Here is a 13,870-nt window from a genome sequence, read left to right as displayed (position 1 = left end):
TCACTAATACAAACTATCAATGGAATCATCTTTCTACTTGCCTATCTTTCTGATAGCCGGAGGTATTATCTTCCTGATAATATTTTTCCATTACGTACCGTTCTTCCTTTGGCTATCGGCCAAAGTGTCGGGCGTACGCATCTCACTGATACAATTATTTCTAATGCGCATCCGTAATGTTCCGCCATACATCATTGTTCCGGGCATGATCGAAGCTCACAAAGCCGGTTTGAGAGACATCACCCGTGATGAACTGGAAGCCCATTACCTGGCCGGCGGACATGTCGAAAAAGTTGTTCATGCGCTGGTATCTGCATCGAAAGCGAATATCGAACTGACTTTCCAGATGGCTACCGCTATCGACTTGGCAGGACGTGACGTATTCGAAGCCGTACAGATGTCGGTAAACCCGAAAGTAATTGACACTCCACCTGTAACGGCTGTTGCCAAAGATGGTATCCAGTTGATTGCCAAGGCCCGTGTTACGGTACGTGCCAACATTCGCCAGTTGGTCGGTGGCGCAGGTGAAGATACGATTCTCGCCCGTGTAGGTGAAGGTATCGTTTCATCCATCGGTTCTTCCGAAAATCATAAGTCGGTACTCGAAAATCCGGATTCTATCTCCAAACTGGTACTTCGCAAAGGATTGGATGCAGGAACCGCTTTCGAGATTCTGTCTATTGATATTGCGGACATCGACATAGGTAAGAACATCGGTGCTGCTTTGCAGATTGACCAGGCTAATGCCGACAAAAATATTGCCCAGGCGAAAGCGGAAGAACGCCGTGCTATGGCTGTCGCTTCCGAACAGGAAATGAAGGCTAAAGCACAAGAAGCCCGCGCTAAAGTAATCGAAGCGGAAGCGGAAGTTCCTAAGGCAATGGCAGAGGCCTTCCGCAGTGGTAATCTGGGTATTATGGATTATTACAAGATGAAGAATATCGAAGCGGATACCTCGATGCGCGAAACAATTGCCAAACCGACTACCGGCAATACAGGCAATCAGCCATTGAGCAAATAAGTTACTGCAAACGCCGGAACCCGGTTTCATTTCGGTCCCAAGATGCATTCTCCCTCCCCTGCGGAAAAAGAAAGATGCTTCTTCTGAACTTAAATCCGGTTCCGGCGTTTCTATTTATAGATACAATCATATTGTAAAACTAAAACCTTTCAATAACATGAAAAAGTACTTTCCATCCTCTGAACTGATTATCAACGAAGACGGCTCAGTATTCCATCTTCACGTAAAGCCCGAATGGCTGGCAGATAAAGTAATCCTGGTAGGCGACCCCGGACGTGTAGCGCTCGTAGCTTCTCATTTCGAAAACAAAGAATGTGAAGTGGAAAGCCGCGAATTCAAAACAATCACGGGTACATATAAAGGAAAGCGGATTACGGTGGTTTCTACCGGAATCGGTTGCGATAATATCGACATTGTAATGAATGAATTGGATGCTCTCGCCAATATCGACTTTAATACTCGGGAAGAGAAGGATAATTTCCGTCCATTGGAATTGGTGCGTATCGGTACGTGTGGAGGTTTGCAGCCTAATACTCCGGTAGGTACATTCGTTTGTTCGCAGAAGTCCATCGGCTTCGACGGGTTATTGAATTTTTATGCCGGACGTAATGAGGTATGTGATTTGCCTTTCGAACGTGCTTTCCTTAACCATATGAGTTGGTCGGGAAATATGTGTGCCCCTGCTCCTTATGTGATTGATGCCAGCGGAGAACTGATTGACCGGATTGCCAAAGATGACATGGTACGCGGCGTGACGATTGCCGCCGGTGGATTCTTCGGTCCGCAGGGACGTGAGCTTCGTGTGCCGTTGGCAGACCCGAAACAGAATGACAAGATTGAAGCATTCGAATACAAAGGTTTCAAGATTACTAACTTCGAGATGGAGAGTTCGGCTTTGGCAGGACTTAGCCGGTTGATGGGACATAAGGCGATGACTGTCTGTATGGTGATTGCCAACCGACTGATTAAAGAAGCCAATACCGGATATAAGAATACGATTGATACATTGATTAAGACTGTTCTTGACAGAATCTAAAACAGACTTATCTAAAGAATAAAAAAACGGCTTGAATCTTACATGCATATCATGTTGATTCAAGCCGTTTTTCCATTTGTTTTCTTATCAATATCCAATAGTGAATCTCTCCTGGTGATGCTTCGGATGTTCCAGTTCATCAATCATCGCAGCAGCATAATCCTCTACGGAGATATGGCTGTTTCCTACAATATCTACAATCATATCATCTTTGCCAAGACGGTAGCGTCCGGTACGTACACCCGGTCGCATATCTGCTGCCGGAGAGAAAAACACCCAGTCTACCTCTTTTTCTTTCTTCAGGAAATTCAGATAGAATTCTCCCAACGCTTTGACTCCCGGTAAAAGGTTTTCAGGTACTTCGCCGGAATCCATCAATCGCAATCCCGGAGCAATGAATAAAGAACCGGCACCGCCAACCATCAGAAAACGGTTAATTCCTGCCTTCTTTACCCCATCAATAATAGTCAGATAGACTTTGATTGTCTCATCATATATATTAGGATTGCTCCATCCCGGATTGAATGCACTGATAACGGCATCTGCTCCTTTACAAACTTCAGCCACTTCATCGAGCGAAGACACATCCGCCTTCACTACTTTCAGATTTTCATTTTCTATCTTTATCTTTTCAGGATGACGAACCACGGCAGTAACTTCAAAGCCACGATTCAGAGCCTCATTCAATATAGCCGAGCCAACAAAACCACTCGCGCCTATGAGGACGACCTTCTTTACTTTTTTCATATTCCAACAAATTTAGGATGTTATTACTACTTTAATAACATCCCTGCTTTCAAAATGTTGGCTTCCCCCGTCGGGAATTATTTATCCGATATAAGATTCTATCGTCTCTTTCAGTCTCTCCATTGAGTATGGTTTGGAAATAACCGCATTGCATCCTGCCTGAATGGCCTGTTGCTGTTCCGTATAAAAAGCATATGCCGTGACTGCAATAATAGGTACTGTAAGAGAGATGGTACGTATTTTTTCGGTGGCCTGGATGCCATCCATCACCGGCATACGAATATCCATCAGGATTAAATCCGGCCTTTCACGGATAAAGCTATTAACGGCTTCTTCCCCATTACGCACCCATGAAATAATATATTCCTTATTCAGAAGAATATTAAGTTGTGCAAAATTGGACTCTATATCTTCGACAACCAATATCTTTTTACGCCTATCCGCAGCTACACTTTTCTTGGAAGCAAGACTTCTTTCGACCACTTCTTCCGGCATTTCCTGGTAAGGCAAATAAAGAGCGAACGTACTCCCCTCTCCTAGCTCCGAAGTCACTTCAATGCGACCGCCCAAACGTTCGACAATACTTTTGCAAATAGAAAGTCCTAATCCTGTTCCCTGCACAAAGTCATTCAGCTTCTCAAAACGGGTAAAGATTTGCGGAAGTTTCTCTTTGGATATTCCGCATCCCGTATCGCTGACATACAACCTCAGCCAATTCCCTTCATGCTTCAAACCCAACGTAATACATCCCTTTTCCGTATTTTTAATGGCATTCGACAAAAAGTTGAAAAGCACCTGCATCACCCTGTTACGATCTGTGGACGTCCAGTACTCTCCCACGGGACGAATGACTTTCAGTTCTACATCCGACTTCATCTTCAACTGATGCACTTTTTCCACTTCATCCACCAGGCCGGAGATTTCAACTTGTTGAAAGTGCATTTCCGACTTTCCCGATTCAATACGTGACAGGTCTAAAATATCATTAATCAATTGTAACAGCAAGTTACTGTTTCTCTGAATTATCTCCAGATATTCCATTTTATCTTCTTCGTTCTCCGTCACTGCGATAATCTCCGAGAAACCGACAATAGCATTCAGCGGAGTACGAATCTCATGACTCATATTTGCCAAAAAGACTGACTTCATCTTATCAGCATCTTCCGCACGCCGTTTGGCTTCAATCAATTCTTGGGAACGGCGAATCCGGTCACCGATATCATGTATCAAAGCAAGCACTTTATTTCCTTCAAAGGGGGCAATGCGTGCCTGAAAATAATGCCGGATTCCGTCTACCTCAAGCGGATACTCTATTTCTTTCAACTTCCCGTCTTGCAGACATTCCCGAATATTACAAAGAAACAGTTCACTGACTTCTTCCGAATAAATATCTCGTCCGTCCGCACCTCGCAACACTTCCACAGGATGAAGCAGAATTGTACCCGGTGCCATCAGGACATCGGTTATAAAGAAGTTTTCATCGAAAATAAAAATGAATTCCGGCAATGCTTCTATAATCTTACGGTTATGTTTTTCCAGATACTTGATATGCTGTTCCTTTTCGCACTGTGAAGTGACATTGACGGTATATGCCAATAATTTATCCGGCTGACCGTCATTGCATCCTTTATAAGACAGGAAATGATCTTCCAGCCAAATGACCTCGCCATGTTCTCCTATACAGCGGACCATTATCTGTGATGTCTTGGAGTCCGACGCCAGCATCCTGGCGAAAGCCGTCTGATAAGTTTCAATATCTTCAGGATGGGTAAACCGATAGAAGTCATCTATACCCTCAAAAACTATACCGGCTTTCTTCAAGCCGAGTACACGGAAATAGTCGTCAGCAAAAGAACATTTTCCTGTCGATATATCATATTCCCACAAAGCTATCTGATGTGCAGCAAGTACAGAATGTATTTTTTGAGAATTCTCCCGTATGATTTCGGTGTTCTCATTTGCGGATGATAAATTTGTATTGAGTTCCATAAGCATTATTGTATTATTTTGTTTGGTGTGTTACTGCACGGCAGCAAATATAAACAAATAAAGTACAAGTTGTGCCGAATCTTATATTTTTTACTCAGAAACGATTATCTTTGCACTATCCAAAAAGAAATACAATGAACCAAGGTACTATCTGTGCTATTGCCACCGCTCAAGGCGGTGCTATCGGAAGCATCCGTGTTTCCGGCCCGAAAGCTATTTCCATCACCAGCCTTATCTTCAAACCGGCAAAAGCCGAGAAACTACTCAATGAGCAGAAACCATATACCTTGACTTTCGGACGTATCTACGACGGAGAGGAGATTATAGACGAAGTACTTGTCAGCCTTTTCCGTGCTCCTCATTCATATACGGGGGAAGATAGTACGGAAATCACTTGTCATGGTTCTTCTTATATTCTCCAGCAGGTGATGCAACTGCTTATCAAGAATGGTTGCCGTATGGCTCAACCAGGAGAGTACACGCAGCGCGCATTCCTCAATGGCAAGATGGATTTAAGTCAGGCGGAAGCTGTGGCGGACTTGATCGCTTCTTCATCCGCCGCTACTCACCGACTGGCTATGAGCCAAATGCGAGGTGGCTTTAGCAAGGAACTGACTGACTTACGCAACAAGTTATTGAACTTCACCTCTATGATCGAACTGGAACTGGATTTCAGCGAGGAGGATGTTGAATTTGCCGACCGTTCGGCATTGCGAAAATTAGCTGATGAGATAGAGCTGGTCATCTCCCGTCTGGTTCATTCGTTCAGTGTGGGCAATGCCATCAAGAATGGTGTCCCCGTGGCTATCATTGGTGAAACGAATGCAGGAAAATCTACTTTGTTGAATGTTTTATTGAATGAAGAGAAAGCGATTGTCAGCGATATTCACGGAACAACTCGTGATGTAATTGAAGATACGATTAACATCGGTGGAATTACTTTCCGATTCATTGATACTGCCGGAATCCGGGAAACGAACGACACGATTGAAAGCCTGGGCATTGAACGCACTTTCCAAAAGCTGGATCAGGCGGAAATCGTTCTTTGGATGGTAGATTCGGTAAATGCTGCATCGCAGATTGAACAGTTATCAGAAAAGATAGTTCCACGTTGTGAAGGAAAGCATTTGATTGTTGTATTCAACAAGGCTGATTTAATTGAAGAATATCAAAAAGAAGATTTATCCGTTTTATTGAAGGATTTTCCCAAAGAATCTACAGAACATGTTTTTATTTCAGCTAAGCAAAGAGGAAATACTAGTGGGTTACAAAAAATGCTTATTGATGCGGCGCATTTACCTACGGTTACGCAGAATGATATAATCGTAACAAATGTAAGACATTACGAGGCTTTAAGTAAGGCTTTGGATGCTATTCATCGAGTACAGAATGGACTTGATATGCATATTTCAGGTGATTTTCTTTCGCAGGATATACGCGAGTGCATTTTCTTTATTTCAGATATTGCGGGGGAAGTTACAAATGATATGGTGCTTCAGAATATCTTTCAGCATTTTTGCATCGGGAAATAATTGGTGATTACCAACGATTAGCATATATTACTATTGATTGATAAGGCGTTCATTATGAGCGCCTTTCTTTTTGCTCGTATTAGCGATAGTCATCGTTGATACTCGTTTTTCAGCTCATTTTTGTACCGTATTTGGGTCTCGGAGGTTTGCAACCTATTTCTCACCGGATAGGTGCAAGAGAATTGAGACATCATGAGACGTGGTGAGACGCCATGAGACAGTTTTGGCGAAATAACAAGCGAAAAAATGAGTAGTAACATTGACATTCAGAAGAAATGTAAGTGGTGTGGAGAGATTTTCACAGCACATAAAATGAGTACAGCCTATTGTTCTCATAAGTGTGCCAACTTAGCTTACAAAGAGAGAGTTAGAAAAGAGCGTATATCCGCCTATCAAAAAGAGTTATCCTTCAAGGAGTATAATGAACCCTTGAAGGATTTAGAACAAAGGGAATTCTTCGCTCCTACTGCGGCAGCCAAGCTTTTAGGGATTAGTCGAGCAACTATCTATCGTTATTTGGCAGATGAAACGATAAAAGCTGTTCAATTTAAAGGAAAGACACTTATTAGAAGAAAAGACATAGATATGCTTTTTGAAAGTAGTGCTACCTATAATAAAAGACTGCCACAAGAGAAAGTTCCTATCACCGAGTTCTACACCACCGCCGAAGTCAAAGAGAAATATAATGTAGTTGATTCGTGGATATTTGTGGTTGCTAAGAAGCATAACATTCCACGAACTTTTAATCGTGGTAAAACTTACTGGAGTAAAAAGCATATTGATAATTATTTCGGCAAGAAAGCTGCTGACCCGGAAATCACTGAGTGGTACAGCGTACAGGAGATTCAGGATAAATTCGGTATGAGTTTAGCAGCCATCTATACGCTTGCTTCAAAGAATGCAGTTCCTAAAAAGAAAGAGGGGATTATGGTAAGTTACTCTAAAAAGCACTTTGATATTGCCAAAGGAATAGCTCAGCCCGATGAACCGCAATATTATACGGTGGCTGAAGCAATGGCGAAGTTTAACCTTACACGTGATCAACTTTATCATTATGCCAAGTATCACAATATTCCACGGGTAAAAGTGGGCAAATACGTCAAGATCTCACGGCCTGAACTCGATAAGCTTTTTGAAGCACCCAAAATAGAGTAAATTATTCAACGGTGATGGTGGTCACCGTTGCATCACTGATTTCCTTTGCCACCAAATTTAGATGTATAACTTTTTGAATAACAATTGTATGACACACACATGTACCAAAGTTACAGTACGTCAAAGAGCGATCCGTAACGACAAAATTTCACTTTATCTGGATTATTATCCGGCAGTTCGTAACCCCGAAACGATGCAAATGAGCCGTCGGGAATATCTCGGTATCTATATCTACGCTCACCCAAAGAATGAAATGGAGCGTGAGTTCAACAACGATATGCTGAACAAGGCAGAAGCGATTCGCTGTATCCGGGTGCAGTCGTTAATCAATGAAGAGTTCGGCTTCTTAGACAAGCACAAGATGAAAGCTGATTTCCTAGCCTACTTTGCCAAAATGACGCGTAGCAAAGATCAGAAATGGAAAGTGGTCTACGCCCATTTTTCTAACTTCGTGCAGGGCAAATGCTCGTTTGGTGAAGTGAACGTTGATCTATGCAAGCGGTTCAGAACTTATCTGCTGAATGCCAAACAGCTAAAGCATACGCGGCACAAAGTATCTCTGAACTCCGCAGCAGGGTACTACTCCACATTCAGAGGTTTGCTAAAAATAGCGTATCGTGATAAATTGCTACGTGAGAATATCAACGACTTTCTGGATAAGATAGAATGTCAGGACGTAAAGAAAGAGTATCTAACATTGGACGAGGTGAAACAGTTAGCTGCAACACCGTGCGACATCCCTGTTCTCAAAGCGGCCTCTCTGTTCTCTTGTCTGACAGGACTTCGTATCAGTGATATCATGAACCTACAATGGTCGGACTTCGGTATTGCCCCCGACCACGGCTATTGTATTCGTATCCGCACTCAAAAGACCAAAACCGAAGCCACGCTCCCCATCAGCCACGAGGCTTTCGAACTTTGTGGAGAGGTTGGAACGGGGAAAGTGTTTAAGGGACTTAGCCGAAGCATGATAAATTACCCGCTTAAAAACTGGCTAAAGCAAGCTAAGATAAATAAACATATCACTTTCCATTGCTTTCGGCATAGCTTTGCGACCATTCAAATTGCTGCCGGAACAGATATTTACACCGTCAGCAAGATGCTGACCCATCGGAACGTATCGACTACGCAAATATATGCGGAACTGGTAAGTGAAAAGAAACGGGAGTCGGCAAATAAGATCTCTCTAAAATAGACCAATAATGCTTGCAATCATGAACAATATTAATTATATTTGCGCATTATCAGATACATTATAATCATGAAAAGAGCTTTATTACCCAGTCAACAGCGAACGCTGACAACCTTAGGAGAAAATATCAAATATGCACGCCTCCGCCGTGACCTCTCTTCAGAACAAGTTGCAGAGCGTGCCGGGATATCACGAAACACACTTATCAAGATAGAAAAAGGAGACGAGGGTGTCGCTATCGGGTATTATTTTCGCGTGTTAGCAGTCCTTGGATTGGACAAGGATATTTTATTAGTCGCAAAAGATGATGAACTTGGTCGTAGATTGCAAGACGTTAAATTAACAGTAAAAAAACGAGCTTCAAAAAAATAGAAAATGGCACAGATCAAAGATATATATGTATATATGGATTGGCAAGAAAGCGATTCTCCAATTCAAATGGGTGTGTTGCATAGTGAAGTATTACGCGGCAAAGAAGTGTTTTCTTTTGAGAATAACACTGACTGGCTAACCTACAAACAATTCAGAGTCTTGGATCCCGACTTAGCCCAATTCTCAGGAAAACAATACTTGCCGGCCGACAAAAGTAATTTTGGAATGTTTCTCGATTCATCTCCGGATCGTTGGGGACGTATGTTGATGCGCAGACGGGAAGCGATCAATGCTCGCTTAGAAAACAGACCGAGCAGAACACTCACCGAAGCTGATTATCTATTAGGTGTTTACGATGGCAACCGAATGGGAGCTTTACGATTTAAACTATCGCCCGATGATGAATTTATGGACAATAATAAAGCCATGGCAACACCACCGTGGACATCCATTCGTGACCTTGAATATGCAAGTCTTCAACTGGAAAAAGAGAATTTGAAAGACGATGCAGAATATGCCAAGTGGCTCAATATGCTCATAGCACCCGGTTCCTCATTAGGAGGGGCTCGCCCAAAAGCAAATATTCTGGATAATAATGGAGCACTTTGGATTGCAAAATTCCCAAGCGGACACGATACCAAAGATATGGGAGCATGGGAAGCTGTTACCGCAGAGATGGCAAGAAAATGCGGTATTGAGATGGCTGAAAGCAGGGCACAAAAGTTCAGCAACAGACAGCATACTTTTCTCACAAAACGATTTGATAGGATAAATGGAAAACGAATACATTTTGCTTCTGCTATGACATTGTTGGGTTATACGGATGGTACCAACTCGGCAGAAGGCGTCAGCTATTTAGAACTTGCAGAGTGGATTGGACGAAATTGCGACAATGTGTCGCAGAATCTCGAACAATTATGGCGACGCATCGTTTTCAATATCGCTGTATCGAATTGCGATGACCATCTTCGCAATCATGGTTTCCTGCTTACGCCTAAAGGTTGGACACTCTCACCTGCATACGACATCAACCCAGATGAACATGGCATGGGATTAAAACTGAATATTTCAGAAGATGATAATTCTCTTGACTTCGAATTAGCATTGAGTGTTGCTGCCTATTTCGGATTAGATAATGCAACCTCGAATGAAATAATAAATCACACAAAGAAAGTAGTATCAAATTGGCAACAACTTGCCACCCAATATGGAATTTCACGTTCTGAACAAGAAGATAATGCCGGAGCTTTTCGGTATTGAATAGTCTTTAAATCCACAGTAGCAACTTTTGCTATTGTGGATTTACCTCTTGTAAGGGTAGACAAAGACTACCACTTCAACGACATAAGCTGTCACATAGCCCGGAAATTTTAAATCAATAAGTTATTAGTATATATTTGCGCACAAATGATAACTATTGATTAATATGGCAGCAAGAAAGTACGACTACATTATTATTTACAGTATTCTATTTGCATCAATACTCAGCATTGCTGTACTGGTGCGCCTGCTTGTGATTTCGGAACTACAAATGGATGAGTTTTCCGGACTTGTGGCTTTTGTCATAGTGTGTTTGTTGCTCGGAGCCGCTTATCTCAGCTTTCAATCCATTATTGACGTATGGTTGCTGCCTGTGATAGAGCGGACCGTTAGTAAGAAGTATCCGCAAATAGAATGCGAACCGGAGGTCGAGCCTATCGGGTCTATGCCCAACGGAGAAATCTCTGTTCCCAACTACGACGAGTATAAACAGACTGCTCAGCAGAAGATTCAGCAAGAACAAGCAAAGGTTTTAGAAAACGTCCTCACCTACACCGTACAGGAACTTGCGTTATATCTGACCGAGAGTGAGTTGCAACAACTCTGTGAGCATATCCGCTTCTTTCAATATGCTACCGAGAATGAATGCAAACAGATAAAAATACCCATTGCTGTTGATGCTACATTAAAATCAATAGATTTAATGCACTTCGGTTGGAATATCGGCAACCAGTTCAAGAAAACAGGAATAGAGACAGCAACTTTTGTCAAACGGGTATTTGCCGAAAGACTAAAGGAAAGTGAGATTTCCACTATAAAACGAAAACTAAGAGCAGAAGGAACATGCATTATCAAGATTAAGGAGAAACTATAAATATTAATTTCTACTCTCTCTTTGGGCTGCAACATTACATGGGCAGCCTTACATGCACCTTAACATCCTGATATACAACTAAAATCATCAATATTAAAGCTTACAACAGTTATATCCCAGTGAAAGAATCCACCATAAAATCACTTATTTTCTTTGTGCGTCGAACTTAAAAAAAGATGCACTTATGTATAATGATGAAATCACTTTCGATAAGTTACCGCAAGCGATAACTTATCTGATCGAACAGGTCGCTGAGTTAAAACAAATGGTGTTGAAACTTCAACCAACGCAATCGGAGAAGCATGTATTGATAGAGATAGACGATGCATCACGAATCATCAAAAAAGCCAAGTCTACCATCTATACCCTTGTACGCAAAGGGCTTCTCCCCTATTACAAGAAAGGAAAGAAACTCTACTTTTACGAAGATGAACTATTGGCGTGGATTGAGAATGGACAAAAAAAGACTTCCGAACAGAATTATGACCAAATGTTAGCTTCAATACAAAAAAATGTGCACCGTAAACCGAAATCCGGTTTCAGTATCTAACTCATTATACCAATAATGTTACCGCTTATCCCTGTTTTGCGCTGCGTATGTAACTTTGTCATGTCCGATACCGTGTAAATTGGTGCAGAAAGCAACATATTTTCTTGCAGCCGGCATATTTTTTCCGTTTTTAATTGGTCGGTTCTCCGGGAATCCATTCCTTTGCAAACGAACAAACACGTTTAACTATGGAACGCCCTATATTTGTAGCACAATACACCTTTCCCCTTACCCTCGAAACCGTCGAGGAAGAAAACCGCATTTTATGCAAGGTCGCCCTTCGGTGCGAGTACGTGATCCGTTTCGAGGACGACGGCAAATTCTATTTCCTGCTCGAAACCCGTTCCGATTACGAACAGCAGTTTGCATCTTGCGGATGGTATATCGTCAATCAGACCTGTTTCAATGAAAGGCTGACTATCGGCATGGGCTTGTACGAAAGCGGGCATCTGGCAGGCTTCATGTACTATTTGAAGTCCGGCAGCGAGGACGAAGCCCGTTTCTGGAACAACGTTCTCATCTTTACCTTCCTGAACGATTTCCGCAAAGCCTTTTACCCGTTGGATAACCGTTTTCAGGGCTTTTTCCGTCTGGACGGCAGCCTGTGCCTTTACCTGTATGATTATTGCCCCGTCCGGCGCAACGACAAGATCACCTTTGAGGGCAAGAAGATTTCCAACCTTATTTTCAAGTTCAAGTCCGGGCACGAAACCGACCTTGCCGTCAAGCTCTTTTCCATCGCTATCAGCCGCATCCGTGCCATTCAGGAGAACAAGCACCGTGCCGTACTCGTTCCTATTCCCGCATCCACCCGTGAGAAGAATCGCATCCGTTACGAAGAGTTTTGCCGCAAGCTATCGGCGGACATCGGAGTAGCCGACGGCTACGGGGCTATCACGCTCACCGCCGACCGTCCCCAACTCAAAGGCACGCACGGGCAGGACAAGACCGCCAACCTGCAATTTCATCCCGAATATATCAAGGACAAATGCGTTCTGTTGATTGATGATCTACTGACAACTGGCGAAGGATTCATACAGACACGCCGCAAATTGATCGAACATGGAGCGAAGTTTGTAATTGGTCTGTTCCTTGCCAAGACCATCGCTTTTGAGGACGAACAGAAAGGGTGACGGGTAAATAAGGTGGAGATAATACGATGTCCCATGATATGTGGTAGGGATATTCTTTGGGCGTTCCCGTAAACGGTCGGGCTTTCCGTTACAAGTCCTCGCCGGAGCTGTGGGCTTTCCCCTGCAATCCCTAACGTGTAAATGCGTCTGTCCGGTTAAGTTCAGTTATCCTAAGTAACCGGATTCCTTATAGGTGTGGAAAATGACGGTTGGTATCCTGTGAAGCAAATTCATTTGACATCTTTATCAAAATTGAAATGCCAATCTTCCCATTTCCCTCTATATACATCCAGAAGTTCACCTGATTGCCCGTCGTATAGCCGCCCGGTCATATTACAGTTATCGTTGGAATCAATCGTATCTTTTATATCTACATACCAGCCCCATCTTTTATATGGAACTGAATCTGTATCAAAATAGTCTTTCCCATAATAGTATATGGAGATATTATGGAACAAATCTATATTTTCTTTTTTTAGTTCATCAAGTAGTTGATGAATAGAATATGTGGGATAAATATACCCCTCATCACCTGCATCTAAATTGTAAAATTTAGTAACTTGCCCATTTTTATCATACTCCACAGTATAAGCAGAGAGGGTTTCTCCATGAAGAAATTCCTGATCCCAGTATAATAATTTCCCTTCTCTATCATATTGCATAGCATTTACTACAGGATAATCTTTATCACGCATCAGGTGATAATAATTACCATTATATAAAGTTTGTATAAATTCATACCTACCGTCAGGATATACCGTATCAACTATATCCCCATTTTCATATTTATGAAAGAATAGTGTGTCGAACTGTCTTGGCGGAAAATCCAGCCTATTCAAACTATCACAAACGTATCTATAACGTTTCTCCTCTTTATTCACACAACCCACAAGTAATGCCAATAATAGCGATATTGTAAATAGTTTCATAATTGTATTTATTTTGAGTACAGACTATCCTATATTTGTCTTATTTGCCAATACCAAAGAGAGATTCCATCATAGATGCC

13 protein-coding genes are annotated in these 13,870 nt (G+C 42.3%); 10 read left to right on the top strand and 3 right to left on the bottom strand.

Annotated features, from left to right (window positions below; translation table 11 throughout):
* Positions 1-19: 19 nt before the first annotated feature.
* Both floA and BacF7301_RS13005 read left to right on the top strand, forming a co-directional pair.
* Positions 20-1,021, top strand: coding sequence for a flotillin-like protein FloA (floA, locus tag BacF7301_RS13010; protein ID WP_167963417.1), 1,002 nt, complete (start codon positions 20-22; stop codon positions 1,019-1,021).
* Between the two features lie 157 nt (positions 1,022-1,178).
* Entirely contained in the window at positions 1,179-2,057 is an 879-nt protein-coding gene (locus BacF7301_RS13005; RefSeq protein WP_167963415.1) for a nucleoside phosphorylase, read from the top strand.
* Between the two features lie 87 nt (positions 2,058-2,144).
* Here the strand turns inward: BacF7301_RS13005 and BacF7301_RS13000 are convergent, their stop codons facing one another.
* Positions 2,145-2,804 carry an NAD(P)-dependent oxidoreductase gene (locus BacF7301_RS13000; protein ID WP_167963413.1) on the bottom strand — a complete coding sequence of 220 codons (660 nt, stop codon included), beginning with the start codon at positions 2,802-2,804 and terminating at the stop codon, positions 2,145-2,147.
* 81 nt (positions 2,805-2,885) lie between these two features.
* On the bottom strand, positions 2,886-4,793 hold the full coding sequence (locus tag BacF7301_RS12995) for a PAS domain-containing hybrid sensor histidine kinase/response regulator (RefSeq protein WP_167963411.1): 1,908 nt from the start codon (positions 4,791-4,793) through the stop codon (positions 2,886-2,888).
* 134 nt (positions 4,794-4,927) lie between these two features.
* On the opposite strand from BacF7301_RS12995, the gene mnmE reads away from it, so the two are divergent.
* The 8 genes from mnmE to BacF7301_RS12955 all read left to right on the top strand — a co-directional run bounded on the left by mnmE (position 4,928) and on the right by BacF7301_RS12955 (position 12,861).
* On the top strand, positions 4,928-6,325 hold the full coding sequence (mnmE, locus tag BacF7301_RS12990; RefSeq protein ID WP_167963409.1) for a tRNA uridine-5-carboxymethylaminomethyl(34) synthesis GTPase MnmE: 1,398 nt from the start codon (positions 4,928-4,930) through the stop codon (positions 6,323-6,325).
* A 246-nt stretch (positions 6,326-6,571) separates the two neighbouring features.
* The gene (locus BacF7301_RS12985) at positions 6,572-7,480 is read left to right on the top strand and encodes a helix-turn-helix domain-containing protein (protein ID WP_167963407.1); all 909 of its coding nucleotides are present in this window, start codon (positions 6,572-6,574) and stop codon (positions 7,478-7,480) included.
* 88 nt (positions 7,481-7,568) lie between these two features.
* Complete coding sequence (locus BacF7301_RS12980; protein ID WP_118216077.1) at positions 7,569-8,675, top strand: site-specific integrase; 1,107 nt, start codon at positions 7,569-7,571, stop codon at positions 8,673-8,675.
* Positions 8,676-8,741: 66 nt separating this feature from the next.
* A complete protein-coding gene (locus BacF7301_RS12975; protein WP_057088310.1) occupies positions 8,742-9,044 on the top strand; it encodes a helix-turn-helix domain-containing protein in 303 nt (100 codons plus the stop codon).
* Between the two features lie 3 nt (positions 9,045-9,047).
* A complete protein-coding gene (locus BacF7301_RS12970) occupies positions 9,048-10,304 on the top strand; it encodes a type II toxin-antitoxin system HipA family toxin (protein WP_057088031.1) in 1,257 nt (418 codons plus the stop codon).
* Between the two features lie 166 nt (positions 10,305-10,470).
* Positions 10,471-11,178 carry a hypothetical protein gene (locus BacF7301_RS12965; RefSeq protein WP_167963406.1) on the top strand — a complete coding sequence of 236 codons (708 nt, stop codon included), beginning with the start codon at positions 10,471-10,473 and terminating at the stop codon, positions 11,176-11,178.
* Between the two features lie 184 nt (positions 11,179-11,362).
* Entirely contained in the window at positions 11,363-11,728 is a 366-nt protein-coding gene (locus tag BacF7301_RS12960) for a helix-turn-helix domain-containing protein (protein WP_057088029.1), read from the top strand.
* A 188-nt stretch (positions 11,729-11,916) separates the two neighbouring features.
* The gene (locus BacF7301_RS12955) at positions 11,917-12,861 is read left to right on the top strand and encodes a ComF family protein (protein ID WP_245208230.1); all 945 of its coding nucleotides are present in this window, start codon (positions 11,917-11,919) and stop codon (positions 12,859-12,861) included.
* 230 nt (positions 12,862-13,091) lie between these two features.
* Here BacF7301_RS12955 and BacF7301_RS12950 read toward each other — a convergent pair whose 3' ends face one another.
* Positions 13,092-13,790 carry a hypothetical protein gene (locus tag BacF7301_RS12950; RefSeq protein WP_167963404.1) on the bottom strand — a complete coding sequence of 233 codons (699 nt, stop codon included), beginning with the start codon at positions 13,788-13,790 and terminating at the stop codon, positions 13,092-13,094.
* Positions 13,791-13,870: the final 80 nt, after the last annotated feature.

This window comes from Bacteroides faecium (genome assembly GCF_012113595.1).
Taxonomy (GTDB): domain Bacteria; phylum Bacteroidota; class Bacteroidia; order Bacteroidales; family Bacteroidaceae; genus Bacteroides; species Bacteroides faecium.
This window is presented reverse-complemented; position numbering and strand designations above follow the sequence as displayed.